At 64.3% G+C, this 19,765-nt stretch carries 21 protein-coding genes; 6 read left to right on the forward strand and 15 right to left on the reverse strand.

Translation table 11 applies throughout. The annotated features are described in order from the left end of the window. From HMPREF0372_RS14420 to HMPREF0372_RS14465, 10 genes are all read right to left on the reverse strand, one after another. A partial coding sequence (locus HMPREF0372_RS14420; RefSeq protein ID WP_230979309.1) for an enoyl-CoA hydratase/isomerase family protein occupies nt 1–706 on the reverse strand: 706 nt, incomplete at its 3' end. Between the two features lie 30 nt (nt 707–736). Next, entirely contained in the window at nt 737–1,753 is a 1,017-nt protein-coding gene (locus HMPREF0372_RS14425; protein ID WP_007494011.1) for an enoyl-CoA hydratase/isomerase family protein, read from the reverse strand. A 57-nt stretch (nt 1,754–1,810) separates the two neighbouring features. Next, nucleotides 1,811–2,983 carry a thiolase family protein gene (locus HMPREF0372_RS14430; RefSeq protein ID WP_007494012.1) on the reverse strand — a complete coding sequence of 391 codons (1,173 nt, stop codon included), beginning with the start codon at nt 2,981–2,983 and terminating at the stop codon, nt 1,811–1,813. Nucleotide 2,984: 1 nt separating this feature from the next. Beyond that, a complete protein-coding gene (locus tag HMPREF0372_RS14435) occupies nt 2,985–3,635 on the reverse strand; it encodes a succinyl-CoA--3-ketoacid-CoA transferase (RefSeq protein WP_007494013.1) in 651 nt (216 codons plus the stop codon). Between the two features lie 12 nt (nt 3,636–3,647). After that, nucleotides 3,648–4,301 (reverse strand): CoA transferase subunit A, encoded by a 654-nt coding sequence (locus HMPREF0372_RS14440; RefSeq protein WP_007494014.1) that lies wholly within the window; start codon nt 4,299–4,301, stop codon nt 3,648–3,650. A 1-nt stretch (nt 4,302) separates the two neighbouring features. After that, nucleotides 4,303–5,538 carry an L-lactate MFS transporter gene (locus HMPREF0372_RS14445; protein WP_007494015.1) on the reverse strand — a complete coding sequence of 412 codons (1,236 nt, stop codon included), beginning with the start codon at nt 5,536–5,538 and terminating at the stop codon, nt 4,303–4,305. A gap of 13 nt (nt 5,539–5,551) precedes the next feature. After that, nucleotides 5,552–6,514 (reverse strand): 3-hydroxyacyl-CoA dehydrogenase family protein, encoded by a 963-nt coding sequence (locus HMPREF0372_RS14450; protein ID WP_039997683.1) that lies wholly within the window; start codon nt 6,512–6,514, stop codon nt 5,552–5,554. 197 nt (nt 6,515–6,711) lie between these two features. Then, nucleotides 6,712–6,990: a hypothetical protein gene (locus tag HMPREF0372_RS14455; RefSeq protein WP_007494021.1), complete on the reverse strand. Its 279-nt coding sequence runs from the start codon at nt 6,988–6,990 to the stop codon at nt 6,712–6,714. Further along, nucleotides 6,971–8,251, reverse strand: coding sequence for a DUF362 domain-containing protein (locus tag HMPREF0372_RS14460; protein ID WP_007494022.1), 1,281 nt, complete (start codon nt 8,249–8,251; stop codon nt 6,971–6,973). The genes HMPREF0372_RS14455 and HMPREF0372_RS14460 overlap by 20 nt, the downstream gene beginning before the upstream one ends. A gap of 46 nt (nt 8,252–8,297) precedes the next feature. Continuing rightward, on the reverse strand, nt 8,298–9,566 hold the full coding sequence (locus HMPREF0372_RS14465; protein WP_007494023.1) for an MFS transporter: 1,269 nt from the start codon (nt 9,564–9,566) through the stop codon (nt 8,298–8,300). Nucleotides 9,567–9,784: 218 nt separating this feature from the next. Here HMPREF0372_RS14465 and HMPREF0372_RS14470 point away from each other — a divergent pair, with 218 nt between their 5' ends. Then, entirely contained in the window at nt 9,785–10,708 is a 924-nt protein-coding gene (locus HMPREF0372_RS14470; protein ID WP_007494024.1) for a LysR family transcriptional regulator, read from the forward strand. Here HMPREF0372_RS14470 and HMPREF0372_RS14475 read toward each other — a convergent pair. Continuing rightward, the gene (locus HMPREF0372_RS14475) at nt 10,705–11,187 is read right to left on the reverse strand and encodes a dipicolinate synthase subunit A N-terminal domain-containing protein (RefSeq protein ID WP_007494025.1); all 483 of its coding nucleotides are present in this window, start codon (nt 11,185–11,187) and stop codon (nt 10,705–10,707) included. The genes HMPREF0372_RS14470 and HMPREF0372_RS14475 overlap by 4 nt on opposite strands. Before the next feature lie 149 nt (nt 11,188–11,336). Here HMPREF0372_RS14475 and HMPREF0372_RS14480 point away from each other — a divergent pair, with 149 nt between their 5' ends. Then, nucleotides 11,337–12,719 (forward strand): sodium-dependent transporter, encoded by a 1,383-nt coding sequence (locus tag HMPREF0372_RS14480; RefSeq protein WP_039997685.1) that lies wholly within the window; start codon nt 11,337–11,339, stop codon nt 12,717–12,719. Between the two features lie 52 nt (nt 12,720–12,771). On the opposite strand, the gene HMPREF0372_RS14485 is transcribed toward HMPREF0372_RS14480, so the two are convergent. Further along, nucleotides 12,772–13,650, reverse strand: coding sequence for an aldose 1-epimerase family protein (locus tag HMPREF0372_RS14485; RefSeq protein ID WP_007494027.1), 879 nt, complete (start codon nt 13,648–13,650; stop codon nt 12,772–12,774). A gap of 133 nt (nt 13,651–13,783) precedes the next feature. On the opposite strand from HMPREF0372_RS14485, the gene HMPREF0372_RS14490 reads away from it, so the two are divergent. From HMPREF0372_RS14490 to HMPREF0372_RS14500, 3 genes are all read left to right on the forward strand, one after another. Continuing rightward, nucleotides 13,784–14,575: a TIGR04255 family protein gene (locus tag HMPREF0372_RS14490; protein WP_007494028.1), complete on the forward strand. Its 792-nt coding sequence runs from the start codon at nt 13,784–13,786 to the stop codon at nt 14,573–14,575. Between the two features lie 122 nt (nt 14,576–14,697). Beyond that, nucleotides 14,698–15,228, forward strand: coding sequence for a cysteine hydrolase family protein (locus HMPREF0372_RS14495; protein WP_024724950.1), 531 nt, complete (start codon nt 14,698–14,700; stop codon nt 15,226–15,228). Nucleotides 15,229–15,254: 26 nt separating this feature from the next. Continuing rightward, the gene (locus tag HMPREF0372_RS14500) at nt 15,255–16,688 is read left to right on the forward strand and encodes a nicotinate phosphoribosyltransferase (protein ID WP_035298863.1); all 1,434 of its coding nucleotides are present in this window, start codon (nt 15,255–15,257) and stop codon (nt 16,686–16,688) included. Nucleotides 16,689–16,758: 70 nt separating this feature from the next. Here the strand turns inward: HMPREF0372_RS14500 and HMPREF0372_RS14505 are convergent, their stop codons facing one another. From HMPREF0372_RS14505 to HMPREF0372_RS14515, 3 genes are all read right to left on the reverse strand, one after another. Continuing rightward, the gene (locus HMPREF0372_RS14505; RefSeq protein ID WP_007494031.1) at nt 16,759–17,082 is read right to left on the reverse strand and encodes a helix-turn-helix domain-containing protein; all 324 of its coding nucleotides are present in this window, start codon (nt 17,080–17,082) and stop codon (nt 16,759–16,761) included. Between the two features lie 156 nt (nt 17,083–17,238). Then, nucleotides 17,239–17,508 (reverse strand): hypothetical protein, encoded by a 270-nt coding sequence (locus tag HMPREF0372_RS14510; protein WP_039997688.1) that lies wholly within the window; start codon nt 17,506–17,508, stop codon nt 17,239–17,241. Next, the gene (locus tag HMPREF0372_RS14515; RefSeq protein ID WP_140402425.1) at nt 17,448–19,070 is read right to left on the reverse strand and encodes an FUSC family protein; all 1,623 of its coding nucleotides are present in this window, start codon (nt 19,068–19,070) and stop codon (nt 17,448–17,450) included. The genes HMPREF0372_RS14510 and HMPREF0372_RS14515 overlap by 61 nt, the downstream gene beginning before the upstream one ends. Nucleotides 19,071–19,292: 222 nt before the next feature. Here HMPREF0372_RS14515 and HMPREF0372_RS20155 point away from each other — a divergent pair. Next, a partial coding sequence (locus HMPREF0372_RS20155; RefSeq protein ID WP_007494035.1) for an MBL fold metallo-hydrolase occupies nt 19,293–19,765 on the forward strand: 473 nt, incomplete at its 3' end.

Below are 19,765 nucleotides of genomic sequence, written 5' to 3' on the forward strand. Positions count from 1 at the left end.
GCTTGGCCAGGTTGGACATGATGGTGCGGTTCTCGTAGGGCATGGTCTTCCACATGCGGGCGATCTCCCAGGCCCGCTCCAGCACCTTGCCCTTGGGCAGCACCTCGTTGACCATGCCCCACTCCAGCATCTGCCGGGCGGTGAACTGGCGGGAGGTCATCATGTAGTAGTTGCCCCGCTTGGTGCCGAAGTAGTGCTGGCACATCAGGCCCATGCCGTCGCCGGGCACCAGGCCCCCCTGGGCGTGGGGCACCTCCATCTTGGTGTCCTCGGAGCACAGGGTAATGTCGCACAGCATGGCGGAATCCCAGTGGAAGCCGGGGCCGGGGATGGCGCCGATGGTGGGCACGTCCAGGTCGAACACCATGTTCTTGATGAGGTTGGTGTCGTCAAAATACTGGTGCTGGAACCGCTGGGTGGGCAGCTCGGAGTAAGTCTCCCAGCCGTTGGCGTCGGACTCGATCATCCAGTTGTCGCCGATGTGGGTGTAAATGATGATCTCGTTTTTGAAGTCCAGGCTCAGCCAGCGGGTGAGCTGGCTCATGGCCCGGTGGGACATGCCGCTGTGGTGCATGGGGCCGTCCAGGGTCTTCCAGGTCACCTGCACGATGCCGTCTTCCCGCTTGAGGTCGGCGAAGTCCCTGAACCACTCCTTGTACTCGTCAAACTCGGGCAGCTTGACGTAATCCGCCATTGGTTTTCCCATGGTAACTACCTCCTGATTCCATACAGTGCCTTACTCGCCATCGGGGCGGTAGGGCTTCACGGGGCGGGTGGGGTCGCAAGGGTTGACCGCCTCGCCGGCCTCCACCTTCTTGAACCACTCGATGGGCTCGGTGCGGAAGGCGGCCCAGCTCTCACGGGTGGGTGCCTGCTGCATGTGGGGGAAGGTGTAGCGCCAGTCGTTGGTCTGGCTGATGTACTTCTCATCCTGCTGTGCGGCGTTGCGGTCGCCCATGTCGCCGGCGGCGATGCGCAGCAGGGAGCCGTACTGCTCACTGACCGTGTGCAGCTTCAGATCCTCCACCAGCAGCTTCTTCAGCGGCCGCTTGGCCAGGTTGGACATGATGGTGCGGTTCTCATAGGGCATCGTCTTCCACATGCGGGCGATCTCCCAGGCGCGGGCCATGACCTGATCCTTGGGCACCACCTCGCTGACCATGCCCCAGTCCAGCATCTGCTGGGCGGTCCACTGGCGTGCGGTCATCATGTAGTAGTTGCCCCGCTTGGTGCCGAAGTAGTGCTGGGCCATCAGGCCCATGCCGTCGCCGGGCACCAGGCCGCCGTGGGCGTGGGGCACCTCCATCCAGGTATCCTCGGAGCAGATAGTGATGTCGCTGAGCATGGCGGAGTCCCAGTGGAAGCCGGAGCCGGGGATGGCGCCGATGGTGGGCACGTCCAGGTCGAACACCATGTTCTTGATGAGGTTGGTGTCGTCAAAATACTGGTGCTGGAACCGCTGGGTGGGCAGCTCGGAGTAAGTCTCCCAGCCGTTGGCGTCGGACTCGGTCATCCAGTGGTCGCCGATGTGGGTGAAGATGATGATCTCGTTCTTGTAGTCCAGGCTCAGCACGCGGACCAGCTGGCTGATGGCGCGGTGGGACATGCCGCTGTGGTGCATGGGACCGTCCAGGGTCTTCCAGGTTACCTGAAGGATGCCGTCCTCCCGGTACAGATCCGCGAAGTCCTTGAACCACTCCTTGTACTCCTCCAGCTCGGGGAGCTTGACATAATCAGCTAAGGGCTTACCCATATAAATTACCTCCCATAATCGTTTGTACGCGGCGGCAGTCTCCCTGCCCCGCGGGTATTAATCCGCCTTGAAGATCCCTGCCGCGCCCATGCCGCCGGCGATACACATGGTGACCATGGCATACTTTTTCCCGGTACGGCGCAGCTCCGAGATGGCCTTGCAGCTCAGCACCGCACCGGTAGCACCCAGGGGGTGGCCCAGGGCCATGGCGCCGCCGTTGGGGTTGACCCTGGCGGGATCCATGCCCAGCTCCCTGATGCAGGGGCTGACCTGGGCGGCGAAGGCCTCGTTGAGCTCAATCACGTCCATATCATCCATGGTCAGGCCGGTGTACTCCAGCACCTTGGGCGCGGCGTAGATGGGGCCCAGGCCCATGTAGGCCGGATCCAGGCCGCCCACACAGAAGCCCAGGAAAGAGGCCAGGGGCCGGATGCCCATCTCGGCGGCCTTGTCCCGGCTCATCAGCACCAGGAAAGCCGCGCCGTCGCTGGTCTGGGAGGAGGTGGCGGCGGTGACCCGGCCGTTCTCCCGGAAGCAGGGCTTCATGGACGCCATCTTTTCCAGGGTGGTGTCACGGCGGATACCCTGGTCCTTGTCAAAGACGATCTCGTTGCCCTCGGCGTCCACGCCGGGCAGGGGGATGATCTGCTCGTCAAAATACCCCGCGTCCTGGGCGGCGGCCGCCTTTCGGTGGCTCTCCAGAGCCAGGCGGTCCATCTCCTCCCGGGTGACGTTGTACTTCTCCGCCACGTTCTCGGCGGTCTCGCCATTGGAGATGTACTGGGCGGGGTCGTGCTCCAGCAGCCAGGGGTCCATGTCGCCGCTGCGGTCCAGGGTCATGGGCAGGGCGGTCATGGACTCGATACCTCCGGCCACGATGCAGTCGGCCTGTCCGGCCTCGATCTGCCAGGCGGCCAGGGCCACGGCCTGGAGAGAGGATGAACAGAAGCGGTCCACGGTAAGGCCGCAGGCGGTGTAGGGCAGGCCGGCCCGGGCGGCCACCAGCCGGGCGGGGTTGAGGCCCTGCTTGGCCTCCGGGATGGCGCAGCCCAGAATCACATCCTCCACCAGGGCGGGGTCCAACTGGGGGATTTTCTCCATCACGCCCTTGAGCACCAGCCCGCCCATGTCGATGGGGTGCAGATTGCGCAGGGCGCCCTTCTTGCCAGACTTGGCCACGGCGGAGCGGCCATAGGCCACCACGACCGTCTTGCTCAGCGGTTTTGCCATATCAATCTTCCTCCATTTCCTTCAAGTCGGGGGACACCAGGAGCACGGGCTCCACCGCGGCCTGGATCTCCTCCACGGTGTGGCCCTTCCGGATCTCGGAGAGGACCAGCCCCTCCTCCGTCACGTCGATGACGCAGCGGTCGGTGACGATGTGGTTGACGCACTTTACAGCGGTGAGGGGCAGGGTGCACCGGCTGACCACCTTAGGGGAGCCGTCCTTGGCCACCAGCTCCATGGCCACAATGACCTTCCGGGCGCCGTTGCACAGATCCATGGCGCCCCCCATGCCGAAGGCCCGGCCGGGGGTGGCCCAGTTAGCCAGATCCCCCTGTGCCGACACCTGGAGTCCGCCCAGCACCGTGGCGGCGAGACGTCCGCAGCGGATGACGTTGAAGGACATGGCCACATCGAAGGCGCTGCTCCCCGGCACGGGGACGAAGGGCACTCCGCCCGCATTGACGAAGCGCTCGTTTTTCATCAGTCCCTCCTGCACCGTGGGGCCGATGCCGATGAAGCCGTTCTCGCTCTGGAAGAGTACGCCGTCCACGGCGTAGCTGCCGCAGAGGCTTGGGATGCCGATGCCCAGGTTGACCACGTCGCCGGGCCGGAAATAGGCGGCCGCCCGCTTGGCGATAAAGTTTCTGTTGTCCATTGTCCCGCCTCCTTACGCCAGAATCATGTCCACGAACATGCCGGGCACCTTGATCTTGTCGGGGCCGAGCTCCCCCAGGTCGCAGAAGTGGTCGCACTCCACGATGGACAGCGCGCCACAGGTGGCGACCACCGGGTGGGAGGCGTGGCCGCTGCTGCCGCTGTAGGCCAGGTTGCCCAGGGGGTCGGCCCGGCGGCAGCGGGTGAGGGCGATGTCGGCGCGGAGGGCGGTCTCCAGCAGATAGCTCTCGCCATTGACCTCAATGATCTGTTTGCCCTCCTCCACCACGGTGCCCAGGCCGGTTTTGGTGAGCACGCCGCCCAGCCCCGCGCCGCCGCAGCGGATGCGCTCGATGAAGGTGCCCATGGGGTTGAATTCCGCCTTCAGCGCCCCGGACTGGATTTTGGCGTTGGTCAGGGGGTTGGTGCCCACGTGGGTGGTGATCATGGCGTCCACCCGGCCGGCCTCCACCAGCAGGCTGACGCCGTGGCCCGGGTCGCTGGAGTCGATGGAGTAGATGGTCAGGTGCCTGGCGCCGCTCTCCAGCACGCAGTCGATCAGGCGGTCGGGCATGTACTGGTTGGTCTGTCCGCCGATGGCGATGATCTGCCCATCCCTGAACCGGGCGATGATCTCCTCGGCCGTTCTCACTTTACTCAGTTCCATATCATTCTCCTTTGCGGGACGGGGCTTTCAGGGAGCGGGAGAGCGCCAGGCCGATGACGGCCAGTACCGCGGCGGTCATATAGGCGCCGGTGTAGCTGCCGCCTCCCGCGGTCTTGAAGGTGGTGGCCAGGCTGGGGCCGATGAGGCTGGCCAGGCCGAACACCACGTACATGACGCCGTAGTTCTCTGTGATGTAGCGGGGGCCGAACATGCGGGCGGTGAGGGGGGTGAGGAGGGAGGCCAGTCCGCCGTAGCAGGAGGCTGCCACCCCCATGAAGAGGAGCACCAGCCCCTCCGCCCCCGTCACGGCCAGGGCGGCCATGGACAGGATGCACAGCAGGAACACCGCCCCGGCGGTGTTGACCAGGCCCAGCCGGTCGGAGAGGCTGCCCCACACGAAGCGGCCGGCCATGTTGCAGGCGGAGAACACGCTGACGAAGAGGGCGGCCCGGGCGGGGGCGTAGCCCAGGGTCTGCTGGAGGATGGGGGAGGCCTGGCTGATGACGATCACTCCGGCCACCAGGCCGCAGGTAAACACCGCCACCATCCGGTAGAAGGCCCCGGTGCGTACCATCTGTCCCCGGTTCAGGTCGGCGCCGCTCCCCTGCCCGCCGCTGGCGGCGGGGGCCATGGCGGCGTGGAAGCCCTCCGGCGGCTCGGCCAGCAGCAGGGAGCCCAGCAGAATCACCGCGGCGAAGAGCACCCCCAGCACCCGGAAGGCGCTGCCCAGGCCCACCTTCTCCATCAGCACGGCGGCGGTGGGGGCCCACAGGATGGCGCCGGAGCCGTAGGCAGCGGTGCCCAGGCCGGAGGCCATGCCGGAGCGGTCGGGAAAGAGGCGCACCACATAGGCCATCATGCTGGGATAGATGAAGCCCACCCCCAGGCCGGAAATCACGCCGTAGAACAGGTAGAGCTGCCAGAGCTGGCTCATCAGGCCGGCGGCGAAGAGGCCGGCGCCAAAGAGGACGGCCCCCACGGCCACGCAAAGGCGGCTGGACATGCGGCGGATCAGCCCGCCGAAGAGGAGGGGGGCCATGGTGGAGCACACCACCGTGATGGTGTAGGCCAGGGCCACCCCGGAGTCGGCCCAGCCGAACTGGGCGATGATGGGGGTCTGGAGCACGCTCCAGGCGTAGCCGAAGCCGGCGCACACGCAGATCACCATGGCGGAGATCAGGCACAGCCAGCGGCGGCCGGCGAAGGCCCGGACGGATGCGGTCGTATTGGCGGTCACCCGGTTTCCTCCTTTACAGCTTCTTGTGGAGCTTGAGCAGCTCAATGAGCATCTGGTCGCGGTAGGCCGCGCACGCCTCGTTGGTGTGGCCGATGTGGTCGGGGAAGTGCTTCATCTCCTCGTCCACGCCGGGCTGGGCCACCTCGGCCCAGTTGTCGGGCTGGTGGGTCCAGGAGGCCATGTTGGCCAGCCAGCGGTCGCCGGAGTTGCCCAGCATATTCACCATGCCGGTCAGGCCGCCGGGGTTGCCCAGCTGCATGATCATGTTGTGGCCGAAGATGGCCCAGCGCAGGCCGGGGCCGTAGACCAGGGCCTTGTCCGCGTCCTCCACGGAGCACACCCCCCGCATCACCAGATCCTGCACCTCCCGGTAGAGGGCCAGCTGGAGCCGGTTGGCGATGAAGCCGGGGCACTCCCGGCGCAGGAGGACGGCCTCCTTGCCGATGGACTGGTAGAAGTCGTAGGCCAGCCGGAGCAGGGCGGGGTCGGTCTTGTCGCCGGAGGTCAGCTCCACCAGGGGAATGAGGTGGGGCGGATTGTAGGGGTGGGCCCCCACGCAGCGCTCCGGGTGGGCCGCCTTGGCGGCAATGTCGGAGATGAGCAGGCCGGAGGTGGAGCTGGCATAGAGGGCGTCCGCCGCGGCGCAGGCTTCCACCTGGGCCAGAATGGACTGCTTGATCTCCAGGCGCTCCGGGCCGCTCTCCTGGATGAACTGGGCGTCCGCCACGGCCTCCTCCATGGAGGTGGTCAGGCGGATGGCCGCCACGATCTCCCCCCGGCGCTCCGGGGTAATGGCGTTAAATTGCTCCAGAGCGTCCAGGCTCTTGTGCATCTGGGCCTCGCTCCTTTTGAGCTGTTCGTCGTTGATGTCGTACAGGGTCACGGCCAGCCCGCGCATGGCGAACTGGATGGCCCAGCTGGAGCCGATCACGCCGCCGCCCACGCAGGCGGCGCGCTTGATATCTGCAACCTTCATAATGACATATCTCCTTATTGCCGGGGTGGCAGGTGTCCCGGCGGGGCGTTGCTCCGCCCCAGCCGGGATATGGCGAGCCGCCAGGCGTTGTGGGGACAAGCGTCTGGCGGCCTCGTTCTGGTTCAGCATTCCGAAGGGTCGTCCGGTAGAGGCCCGGAGGGGTCTCGCAGGCTGTGCTGAAAAGCCGCGGACAGGCGTTATCTGCGGTAGCGCAGGCCGGTGGCGGTGCGCACCATCTCGTCCCAGGTGGCGAAGTCGGTGCTCTCCTTCACGAAGGCGTCCAGCAGCGGCGGGGCGTAGATCAGGGTATCCGCCTTCCAGTTGACCATCACGGCGCTGGAATACCGGAAGCCCTCAAAGCTCTCGAAGCGGGTATACTCCTGCATGAAGTCGTCGGTGAAGATGTCCTCCAGCAGGCGCATCAGCTCCGGGGCGTTTTCCAGAAAGACAAAGCCCTTACTTATCGTCTGATCCATAGAACTTCTCCGCCTCTTTTTCCACGTAGGAGCGCCAAGCGGGGGCGTCGATCTCCATCCGCTCGCGGATCCAGTGCATCTGCTCGGGCTTTCCGGTCATGGCCTCCTTGCGCAGCACGGACATGTAGAGGGAGCCCTCTCCAGGGGGGCACCCCTGGAGGAAGAAGGCGTTGGGATGCTCCTTCAGGTGCTTGCGGGCGCAGTTGCCGTGGAGCAGGATCTTCTCGTCCGGGGTATCGGGGGACAGGGTGTTCCGGCCGCCGGCCACCACCACCATGTCGGTGTTGTCATCGTAGACGCCGATGGCCTTCAGCGTCTCCATGTTGAGGGTCAGCAGGGCCTGACAGCTGGAGCAGGCGCCCTCACAGTGGACCTCATACTCGGGCCAGCGGTTGCGGATGTCCTCCAGGTAGGGGACCCACATCTTCTTGTAGCAGTCGGCCACCTTGTCGCCCACCACCTCGATGTCGTCGCGGTTGGTGGTGCCCAGGCCGGCCTCCTGGGCCACGCGGAAGTAGTCCACACCGTCGGGATCAATGCCCACCAGCTCGCAGGCGATGCGGTCCAGCGCCACGGGGTCATAGGAGCCCATGATGCAGTCCACCTCGATGGGCACGGGGGTGTGGGGAGAGTAGCCGCTGGCGGCGTGCATCACGTCCATGATGTTGATGTCGGCGCGGCAGGCCCACCACACGTCCATCATGGCCATGGTCAGGTTCTGCTGGTGCATCTGCACATGGACCTGATCCTGCACCACGCCCTTGATGTTCTTCAGCGCGCCGGAGAACACCATGCTGGCGTGGGCCTTGAGGATGGGCAGGTTGATGATGTGCTCGGCCTCCAGCAGCAGGCGGGGCAGCTTGACGTGGCTGATGTTGGAGCGGTAGCCCCGCACGGCCACATTGATGAGATCCTTGTCCTTCTTGATGTCCACCAGCTCGACGCCCTCCTCCCGGGCGACGGCGGCGATGCCGCAGGCCTCATAGCACTCGTCGGTGTCGCAGCCCACGGCGGCGGCCTCGGCGATGACAATGCGCTTGGGGTTGGCCTTTTTTACCTCACGGATGACGGCGCGGACGGTCTCGGGGTGGGTGCACACGGCGAACTCCGGGGGAGCCGCGTGCCCCGCGTTGGGCTTGAGCACAACGGTAGAGTTGGGCTCAATCATTTTGGCAGCGCCGCCCATCATGTCAAAGACGCGGGTGACATTCTCCTGCACGTCCAGGCCATGAGCCAGCGCCACAAGGGATTTCTTGCTCATTGCGTTTACCTCCTTCTAAAGATTGACTATTTATGGGCCCGGCCGCTTACTGCTTGTGCGCGGCCATGTAATCCTGGTCATACTTGTGATCCTGCAGGGCGAGAATCAGCAGAATCGAAAGGAACGCCAGCCCGGCAAACACGATGTAAGCCACGCTCAGGCTGTTGAACAGCTTCTTGATGAGGCCGTTGACGGCGAAGTTGCACATGAAGATGATGTTGGTCAGGGGGAACACCACGCTGTTGACCTTGGCATAGCCCACCCGGCCGAACACAGAGCCGGGGACGGAGTTCATCAGGGCGGGGGCTGCGGCGCCCAGGAAACCGATAACCACCAGGGACACCCACACCAGAGGCATCACGCCGCTGATGTTGAAGAGCATGGCCACAATATACAGCACGCCGGTGAGCACGCCGGCCTTCTTGATGCCCAGCCTGAACAGGATGCGGCCGAAGATGACGGCGCCAATAATTCCGATGACGGCGATAGCGCTCATAACACTGACCGCCAGATCGGGGGCAATGCCCACCTCAATGTTGCGGGCCACCAGCTGGGTCATGATGCCCATCTGGGCCAGCATCAGAAAGCCGGTGGACAGAGCGCACAGCCAGGTCTCCTTGGTGCGCAGCAGCTTGCCGGTGGTCCAGCCGGAGTTGTCCAGCTCGGGGGGCGCGGAGGAGTAGTTGGCCTTGAACTCGGCCTCGGTGACGTTATCGGGATAGAGGCCCCGCTCCTTGGGGGTATCGCGCAGAAGCGCCATGCCGATCACACCCACCACGGCGGCCACGCCGCCGCAGATCACAGAGCCCATGGGCATGCCGATCGAGCCCGCCAGGACGTTGAGTAGCGGGACAAAGAGCATGGTTCCAAAGTTGGAGCCCATTGCCACGATGCTCATGGCCTGTCCCTGTCTCTTGGGGAACCACATGGCCACCAGAGTACCCACACCCACAAAGGAGCCGGAGCTGAGGCCGCCACCCACAAAGCACATGGCGATTAAGTACATGGGGACATTGACGGCGTTGCAGGCCGCGATATGGCCCAAGCCCGCCAGAATGAGGCAGCCGGCGGCCACTTTGCTGGGGCCGATGCGCTGGTTCACCTGCCCTGCTGCGACGGCGATCAGCACGCCGACGATGCCGGCCACGGAGTTCATGGTCAGGATGATGCTTTGATCCACGTTCAGCCGTTCCGCCACAGCGGGAGAAATGATGTTGGTTCCGTCTGCAAAGAAGCCGCCATTGCTGAAAAACACCAGCAGTCCAAAGATCAGCAATAACCAGCCCCAGGGTCCAAATCCTCTTTTTTCTCTCATAATACGCAATCCTCCTGAGTGGGGAGCGGATGCCCGCCCGTCATTTCATGAATTGAGTGCGCCGCGCCGTATGGTTCTGAACCGCCCCTTTCCGCGTCCTCTCCTTTTTGTGATTTTTTTAACGCAGGCCCAGTATATCCTTTACAGCCGCGTTTGAAAAATATATAATCTTTAGAACGGTATAAGCAATTTATATACTTACCGGGAGGGAAGTTGGCATGGAACTTTCACAGTTGAGATACTTCATCGCCGTAGCCAAGCTGGGCAATATGTCCAAGGCCGCCGAGACCTTGTTCGTCTCCCAGCCCAATCTGAGCACCAGCATCTCCCGGTTGGAGGAGGAGGTGGGCGTCCCCCTCTTTGAGCGGCGGCGGGGCAAGATCGCCCTCAATCAGAACGGCGAGCTGCTGCTGAAAAGCGTGGAGCAGGCCGTTTCACTCCTGGACGCCGGCGTCCAGGCTGTGCGGAACCAGCACAGCGGACGGCCCGAGCCCCTCTCCATCGTCTGCATGACGGACGACACCACCCTCCTGGAGCATTTTCTGCTGGAGCACCCCGAGGTCAACCTGATCCACCAGCGGGCCGACCTGCCCAACGTCACCAGTCTGCTGGACCGGTGCGAGGTGGATCTGGCCATGACGGTGCTCCCGCCCCCGTCGGAAGAGGTGGTCTATGAGCGCATCTATGCGTGCAGCTTCGGCATGCTCATGCGCCGGGAGCATCCACTGGCCGCCTTGCCTGCGGTAGCCCACCGGGAGCTGGCAGGGGTACACCTGGCCATCGACGGCTCCCGGGTCAACAAGGAGACCTTCTGCGCCGCGGAGAACAGCAAGTTCGGCCTGACTCCCATCATCGACTACGACGTACGGCACCTGGACCTTCTCACCTCCCTGGTGGAGTCCAACAACTGTGTCTCCATTGTCCCCGCCGTCAAGTACAAGGAGCTCTCTCTTCAGGGCAAACACCCCGACCTGGTGTTCCGGGAGTATGCCGACGGCGCTCCCACCGCCTACTGGGGCATCGCCTATAACAAGCGCCGCCCCCTGACGGAGCTGGGCCTGTGCTTCCGCACCTTTGCGCAGAGCTACTTCACCTCCATCGACGCCCGCTACGCTGACGCCCAGGAGCCTTCCGCCGGCTAACAGTTCAGCCCCGCCCCCGGCATGGCCAGGGGCGGGGCTGTATGTTCCCGGCGGGCGGAATAGTGTCCTACCGGCAAGGCGGTGGGCACCGCATTGGCCACCGCCAGCTCCTCCCGGGCAAAGTAGTCGTGGAGTGTGAGTCCCCGGTCCGCCGCCAGCGCCGCCGTCTGGGGGCCCACCATACCGGCGCAGATCACCTGCCCCGGCCGCAAAGCGTCCAGCACCAGGGCCAGGGGGTGCTTCCGCCCGGACAGGGGCGCGTTGAGCAGGCTGCCCTCCCCCGCCGCCGGCAGGGGGAGCACCACACAGTCCGCCAGGGCGGCCCCCTCCAGGCTCTCCTCCATCTCCACCCCGTCCAGCGCGCCCAGCCGCTCCAGCGCATAGGCGTGCACCGTGTGCCCGTCTGCGGCCAGCAGCTCGGCCAGCTTGGCCTGCCTCATATCGCCCCCCGCCACCCACAAATTCAGTTCATTCCGCATGGAATGCGCCTCCCTTCAACGTGACTACTCCCATCGTATTCCCGCGCCGGAAAAGGGTGCGTCCGCCCCGGGCGGACATTTCCCTTGAAAAAAGACGAATTCTGCGGTATAGTAGATCGGATTCTGTTGGAATGAGGAGGAATGGATTTATGACGGAAAAGAGGCACCAGTGGGCCTCCAACCTGGGCTTCATCCTGGCCGCAGCCGGCTCTGCGGTGGGCCTGGGCAACATCTGGAAATTTCCCGGCAAGGTGGGCGCCTACGGCGGCGGCGCCTTCCTGCTGTGTTATCTGCTGATCGTGTTCCTGGTGGGCTTTCCGGTCATGCTGGCGGAGCTGTCCATCGGCCGGGCCACCCAGAAGAATGTGGTGGGGGCCTTCCGCACTCTGAACCCCCGGTGGCGGTTCGCGGGATACATCGGCATCGTCACCCTGTTTGTCATCCTGTCCTACTACTGTGTGGTGGGGGGCTGGGTGCTCAAGTATGTCCAGATCTACGCCGCCGGCGCCCACTTCGGCGCCGGGCCGGGCGCCTATGCCGACTACTTCTCCACCTTCAGTGCCCGTCCGGTGGAGCCCCTGCTGTGGGGCCTGGGCTTTCTGGTGCTGTGCATCGTGGTGGTGGTGCGGGGCGTGTCCCAGGGCATTGAGAAGGTGAGCAAGGTGCTCATGCCCCTGCTTTTCCTGCTGCTGGCGGGCCTGGTGGTCTACTCAGTCACCCGCCCCGGCGCGGGGGAGGGCCTGCGCTTCCTGTTCGGAATCGACCCCGCCAGGCTCAGCGGCGACACCCTGGTGGGCGCATTGGGACAGGCCTTTTTTTCCCTGTCCGTGGGCATGGGCATCATGGTGACCTACGGCTCCTACGTGCCCAAGTCGGAGAACCTGGCCAAAAGCGCCGGCTGGATCTGCGCGCTGGACACCCTGGTAGCCGTCATGGCCGCCCTGGCCATCGTCCCGGTGGTGATGATCACCCAGGGCGAGGAGGGACTGGGCATGGGCGGCGGCTTCGCCTTCATCAGCCTGCCCGCCATGTTTGCCGAGCTGCCCGGCGGCCGCTTTTTCGGCATGGCCTTCTTCGCCCTGCTCTTCCTGGCCGCCCTCACCAGCGCCATCAGCATTCTGGAGAGCCTGGTGGCCTTTCTCACCGAGGAATTCCACCTCTCCCGGGCCAGGGCGGCCATCGGCCTGTCGGTGCCCATGGCGCTGCTCAGCGCGGGCTACTCCCTCTCCCAGTCCGCCGGGCGGGGCATCAACCTGCCCTGGTTTGACTTCAAAAACGGGCTGCAGATGCTCCCCATGAACGCGGTGATGGAGAAGTTCACCGACAATCTGATGATCCCTCTGGGGGCGCTGTGCTTCTGCCTCTTTGTGGGCTGGGTGTGGGGCACCAAAGCCGCCGGGCAGGAGATCGCCGGCGGGCACGGCCTCCGGCGGATGCAGAAGCCCTGGGCCTTCGCGGTGCGCTTTCTGGCCCCTCTGGTCATCGTGGTCATCCTGTACTTCACCCTCGGCATGGGCGAGGGCCTCTCCTGACAAAAAAGCGCGGACCGCTGTACGGTCCGCGCTTTTTTGCGGGAATACTAGCTCACAGGGTGTCCGCCCGGTAGGCCAGGGTGCGGCTCTCGCCGGGGGCCAGGACGATGCAATGGGCTTTATTGGTGAACTCCTCCCCCTCCCCCGTCCCGGCGGAGCAGCCGTGCCACGGCTCAATGCACAGGTAGGGGGCCTTCTTCCCCGGCATGGTCCAGAAGGCCAGCATGGGGAAGCCGTCGAAGGACACCCGCACTCCCCTGCCGCTTTTGCGGCTGCGCAGGGTGACGGAGCGGGAGCGCAGGCCCTCGAAGATCAGGGTATCCAGCGCGTCAAACCAGCGGTAGTCCAGGGGCAGGGTGTCGGTGTCCTCCAGGCAGGGCAGGGCCGCCGGCCGGTCCAGCAATCCGTCCCGCAGCAGCAGGGTGGGACAGCTCTCCCGCTCGGGGAACACCAGCTCGTAGTCCTCGAACCGCTCCCCCGCCTCCAGGGGACAGCGGAAGCCGGTGTGGGCCCCCAGGCAGAAGGGCAACGGCCCCTCCCCCGGGTTGGCCACCGTCACCGCCGTGGAAAAGCCCGTGTCGGTCAGCCGCTGCTCCACCGCCAGCCGGAAGGGATAGGGATACAGCGCCAGGGTCTCGGCGCTCTCCCGCAGCTCCAGGCGCACCCAGTCCTCCCCCCGCGCCGCCGGGGTGAACTCCCGCCGCCGGGCAAAGCCGTGGCGCTCCATGGCGTATTCCCTGCCGTCAAAGCGGATCTTTCCCTCCTTCAGCGTCCCCACAATGGGAAACAGCAGGGGATTGCGCCCCGGCCAGTAGGCCGGATCGCCCCCCCAGATGTACTCCAGCCCCCTCTCGTCCCGGTAGGATACCAGCTCGCCGCCCAGGGTCTCCACCCGGGCGGTGCGGCCGCCCCGCTTCAGCTCCAGTTCCATGGTCTCCGCCTCCTTTGTGTATTGTCTGCATTATACCGCCCCAATTCTCCATTTGCAAGGTGGAATGGTTTGACAGATCGCCCATTCCGGGCTACAATAGAACCGATCGAAAAACAGGAAGGAGCAGCCCACTATGCTGTTTGCACCATACGAACGCTATCAGTACGCCCGCGCCCCGCTGGTGGAGGTGATCTGCCAGCTCCGCTTCCCCACCATCCTGTCCATCGGCGCCAAGGAGCCCGCCGAGTTTCAGGAGGCCATCCGCAAGGACTTCCCCCAGTATGCGGCCCGTCAGGAGCAGCTCCCCCCCAAGGTGGTCAAGAAGGGGAACGCCACCGCGCTGGAGCCTCAGAAGCCCATTACCAACTACAACTTCATCTCGGAGGACGGCCGCTGGAAGCTCAACCTGACCCAGGGCTTCATCGCCCTGTCCACCCTGAGCTACACCCGGTGGGAGGACTTCGCCACCCGGCTGGACCGCCCCCTGGCCCAGTTTATCCAGCTCTACCAGCCCGCCTTCTTCGAGCGCATCGGCCTGCGGTATGTCAACGCCGTCTCCCGCCAGCGTTTGGGCCTGGAGGGGGAACTCTGGGACGATCTGATCCGCAGCCAGTATATCGGCATACTCGGCGAGCCTGACGTGGAGGAGAGCGAGATCGCCAAGTGTTCCCTGGACGTGGAGACTCCCCTGGTGGGGGACTACCGGATGAAGCTCCACGCCGGTCCCGGCCTCATCGGCGGCGGCAAGACCGACAAGGAGGTCAAGTTCATTCTGGACGGCGACTTCTCCACCGCGGGCAAGCATAACCCCGACGCGGTGCCCGAAAAGCTGGAGCGGATGCACCGGTTCGCCGTCTGCCTGTTCCAGGGCGCCATCACCAAGGAGCTTCACGAGGCCATGGGGCCCACCCCTCTGGCCGAGTAAATCACACCGCCCGCCGGTTCCCCGGCGGGCGGCCTGATATCCCGGCGCGGCAAGACTGCTCTTGCATTTTGGTAAAAAACTGCTTATAATACAGGTGTCTTGACAGAAAGGTGGTGGACGCGGTGAAGCGGTTGCTTCTCGTAGTGGACTATCAAAAGGACTTTGTAGACGGAGCACTGGGCTTTCCCGGTGCGGAGGCACTGGACGGGCCCATCGCGGCCAAAATCGCCGCCTGCCGCGCCGCCGGAGATGACGTGGCCTTCACCCTGGACACCCATGGCCCGGACTACCTGGACACCCAGGAGGGGCGGAAGCTGCCGGTGCCCCACTGCCTGCTGAACTCGGAGGGCTGGCAGCTCTACGGCCAGACGGGACAGGCCATGGAGCGCAGCCGGGATATGGTCATCGGCAAGGGCGCCTTCCCCTCCCTGTGGCTGGCCAACTGGCTGAAGGAGCAGGGCTATGACCGGGTGGAGCTGGCTGGACTGGTATCCTACCTTTGCGTACTCTCCAACGCCATCATGGTCAAGGCCGCCCTGCCCGAGGCGGAGATCGTGGTGGATGCCTCCTGCACCGCCGGGCCCGATCCGGATCTCCACGCCAAGGGCCTGGACGTGATGGAGGCCCTCCAGATCACGGTACTGAACCGATAAAGGTTGTGAAACAGATGAAGGAACACATGAACTACACACTCCTGTGTGATTTTTACGAATTGACCATGGGCAACGGCTACTTTCAGACCGATGGCTATGCCGACCAGATCTGCTACTTCGATGTCTTCTTCCGCAATGTACCCGATGGAGGCGGCTTCGCCATCGCGGCCGGTCTGGAGCAGGTCATCGACTATATCGAAAACCTCCGCTTCACCGAGGAGGACATCGCCTACCTGCGGGGAAAGGGCTGCTTCTGCGAGGGCTTTCTGGACTATCTGCGCACCTTCCGCTTCACGGGCGACCTGTGGGCTGTGCCGGAGGGCACTCCCATCTTCCCCCGGGAGCCCTTCCTCACCGTCCGCGCCCCCGCCATTGAGGCCCAGTTCATCGAGACCTTCCTGCTGCTCACCCTCAACCACCAGTCCCTCATCGCCACCAAGACCAACCGCATCGTCCGGGCCGCCGACGGCCGCCCGGTGAGCGAGTTCGGGTCCCGCCGGGCCCAGGGCCCCGACGCCGCTGTGCTGGGTGCCAGGGCGTCCTATATCGCCGGCTGCGCCGGCACCGCCTGCACCCTGGCCGACGAGATGTATGGTTCCCCCGCCGGGGGCACCATGGCCCACTCCTGGGTGCAGATGTTCCCCGACGAGTACACCGCCTTCAAGACCTACTGCCAGCTCTATCCCCACTCGGCCACCCTGCTGGTGGACACCTACAACGTGCTCAAGTCCGGCGTGCCCAACGCCATCAAAGCGTTCAAGGATATTTTGCTCCCTCAGGGCATTACCAACTGCGCCATCCGGCTGGACAGCGGCGACCTCACCTATCTGTCCCGCAAGGCCCGCAAGATGCTGGATGCAGCGGGGCTTACCGAGTGCAAGATCGTGGCCTCCAACTCCCTGGACGAGTACATCATCCGGGATCTGCTGCTTCAGGGGGCCAAGATCGACTCCTTCGGCGTGGGTGAGCGGCTCATCACCTCCAAGAGCGAGCCGGTGTTCGGCGGCGTTTACAAGCTGGCCGCCGTGGAGGACAAGCAGGGCAATATCATTCCCAAGATCAAGATCAGCGCCAACCCGGATAAGATCACCAACCCCCACTTCAAGAAGGTGTACCGCCTGTTCGACAAGGAGAGCGGCAAGGCTTTCGCCGACCTCATCACCCTCCACGACGAGGCGGTGGACGAGAGCCAGCCCCTGGAGCTCTTTGACCCCGACGCCACCTGGAAGCGCAGCCGTGTCACCAACTTCACCGCCAAGGAGCTGCTCGCTCCCATCTTCCTGGGGGGCAGGCGGGTATACGACTCCCCCCCCATCGCCGAGATGCGGGCCTACTGCGCCGGACAGATCGACCTGTTGTGGGACGAGGTTAAGCGCTTTGAGAACCCCCATAACTACTACGTGGACCTGTCTCAGAAGCTCTGGGACATCAAGCAGTCCCTTCTGGAGCAGAAGGGCTGACCGGTCTGCCCACTGCAAAACAATAAATACCGGGCCGCACGGCGTGCGGCCCGGTATTTTGTTTGCTTTCTCACTCGGCCAAGATCAGCTTGGCCACTTCCAGAAGCATCTTCCTCTGTCGTCCGTCCATCTGATCCACCAGTTGTGCCAGCTCTCCCTCCAGGTAGCGCCCCTGGAGCACCGACACCCCGGTTACCAGCTCGGAAAGTTCACAGTTGAGGTGCGCCGCCACCGCAGCCAGCGTGTCCAGATTGATTTTGGTCACGCCGCGCTCTATCTGGCTGATATAGCCCACTGACACGGAGAGGGCCTCTGCCAGACGCTCCTGCGTCATGTCGCGGCTCCTGCGCACCTGCTTGATGCGCCGTCCGATTGCACCATAATCCACGTTCATCCGATCACCCGTTTCTTAGTGTATCGGGAATCGGCTTTGGTATACAGACATTGTATGCTAAAGTTTGAGTTATCCTTGCGGTTTCCGTGTTGAAATCTGTCGATGAAAATCTTTCCTGACCAAATACTGGCTTTTTTCCACTGATTCCCGCAAGATTCAGCACGAAACCGGCTGTTTCTCCCATGCCTCCAGCAGCAGCCGGGCGTTATGCCGGTAGCGCTCCATGGCCCGGCAGAGCGCCCCGGAGGCCGGCAGACCTTCCAGCCCCAACTCCGCCAGTGCGGGCCGGGGCGGGTCCAGCAGCTCCTGAATTTCTCCGGCCAGGCGGCTCAGAACAGGGTACTCCTCCTCCCTCAGCTCCCCGGTCAGTACCAGGCACTCCACCTGCTCCACATGGGCGAACAGGTTCCACAGGGTGAGCAGCACGTCCGGTACCGCTCCGCCTCTCCCGCCGGCAGGGCCGCCGCATACTGGGCCGCCTCGTGGTACACCAGATGAAAGCAGGCCAGAATCTCGCCGGAGCGCTCCGGCCGGCCGGGCGCGTGGAGGCTGCGCTGCACCAGCTCCCAGTAGGAGGCCTGGAGGCGGCACAAGGTACGCAGGTTGTGCCGGAACTGGGTAGCCTTCCGGGTGGGCACCAGGAAACGGTTTACCACCAACACCAACGCCACTGCCAGCAGCAAGTAGAATAGGCGCAGTTGGATGGCCTGGCCCTCCTTTACCGTGAGGGTGGCCAGGGCAAGGGCGAAGGAGGTGGAAAAGATGGGGTGTACCCAGGAGCCCGGAGTACAGCAATACATCAGGGAGATCATGGCCAGGGCAAAGGCGAAGACGCCGGTCAGGCCGGGCAGCCATGGATAGACCAGATGTACCACCAGGCATCCGATGGCGGTGCCCACCGGCCGGGTGATCATCCGGTGGGCGCTCTCCTCATAGCTGGGCTGGAGCAAAAGAAAGGCGTGGAGCGGGAACCAGTAGGTGTGCTCAAATTCCCACAAAAGGCTGACGGTTGTGCTGATGGTCATGACCACGGCCAGGCGCAGGGCAAAGCGCACCTCAAAATTGTTGAGATTCAGCCGCCGGCGGCCGCTGGCAAATACCTCCCGCCAGGGCACCCGGGGCCACCGGGTCCGGGGCTCTCCCTCCGCCAGCAGCAGGAGCAGGCGGTGGAGAAAGCTGCGGTAGAAGATACGCAGCCGCCCCTGAGGCAGGGCGTCCTCTGCCAGCAGGATCTGGAGCCGTTCTGTCAGCGCTCCCCGTGCCTCCGGCGAAGCGGCGTTCTGGAGCTGCCGCACCAGCCCCGCCAGCGTAACCAGCACCTTCCCGCAGGCGGGGCCAGCCTGGAGCCGCCCCCAATCCTCGTCCGCCAGGAGGTAGCTCAGGCGCTGAAACAGCAGTGCAAACAGGTAATAAAACCGCCGTTGCCCATCTGGCAGGTGGAAGTGGCTGCGGCGGGCATAGCCCAGCCGCCGGAACCGCTGGGCCAGCCCCTCCAGCTCCCTGCGCGCCCCGTACGCCCCGCCGCCCCCGGCCAGTTCCTCCAGCAGCTCCGCCAGGCGGGTCAGGCCCCGGGTGATCTCCTCCTCCGGAGGGGTGGACGGGGCAGACAGCCGGGCATAGAGGAGCAGCGCCCCGATGAGCACCAGCGTACAGAACAGCAGGCACAGCATCTGAACCGGAAATTCCTCCGGCGTGGGCGGCCGGAGCTCCAGGAACACGAAGGTCATGGCGTAGCCGAAGTAGCCCTTCGGCGCGAACTGGTCGCTCTGGAAAAACACCAGCGCAAAGGGAACCGTGAAGTTCAAAAGCACACAGAGCACCGCATTCCGGCTGGCCAGATAGGCGAGCATACCCAGCAGGAGGGTGATGAACAGCAGCTTGATGTAATATGTACCGGTGTTGTTGCGTTGCCGCCGGATCTGAAACAGGGTGGTGGTGCTGGACACCACCATGGCGTTCCGGCTCCCGAACAGGAGTGAAACCGTCAAAAAAAGAACCGCAAAAAACAGAATGGTGGGAAACGCTGCCCTCCACCGGCTCCGGAACTGTGCCGCGAAAGCTCTGCATATTCCACAGAAATCCACTCTTTTCCACTCCCTTCGCCCTTTTTTCCCATTATACCCCGATCCCCTCCCGCCTGCAAGCTAATACGCTTGACGGCTCCCCAGCGTTTTGGTAGGATGGATCGTGGACAGAAAGGAGCGCATGTGATGACCGAGTGTATTTCGGAGGGCCTGTACCGGATTCCGGTGCCCCTGCCCGGCAACCCTCTCCGGGAACTGAACAGCTACCTGCTCCGCGGGCGGGAGCGCAGCCTGCTTATCGATACCGGCTTCCGACAGGAGGAGGGCCGCCGCGCTCTGTTTGCCGGGCTGGCAGAGCTGGATGTGGACCCCAGGGATGTAGATGTGGCCCTCACCCATCTCCACTCCGACCACTCCGGCCTGGCCCCGGAGGTCGTTGGGGAAACCGGCTGGATTTACGTCAGCGGGCCCGACCGGGCCTATCTGGAGCAGCCGGAGGAGGCCAAATGGGCCCACACCGATGCCTTTTATATCTCTGAGGGCTTTCCGCCGGAGCTGTTGGCACAAAACAGGGCCAACCCCGCCCGCGCTCTGGCCCCCGTCCCCACCGGCCGCTACCGCACGCTGGAACCCGGCGCTGTGCTGGAGGCGGGCGGCCG

Origin of the sequence: Flavonifractor plautii ATCC 29863 (assembly GCF_000239295.1) — a bacterium.
GTDB classification, from domain to species: Bacteria; Bacillota; Clostridia; order Oscillospirales; family Oscillospiraceae; genus Flavonifractor; species Flavonifractor plautii.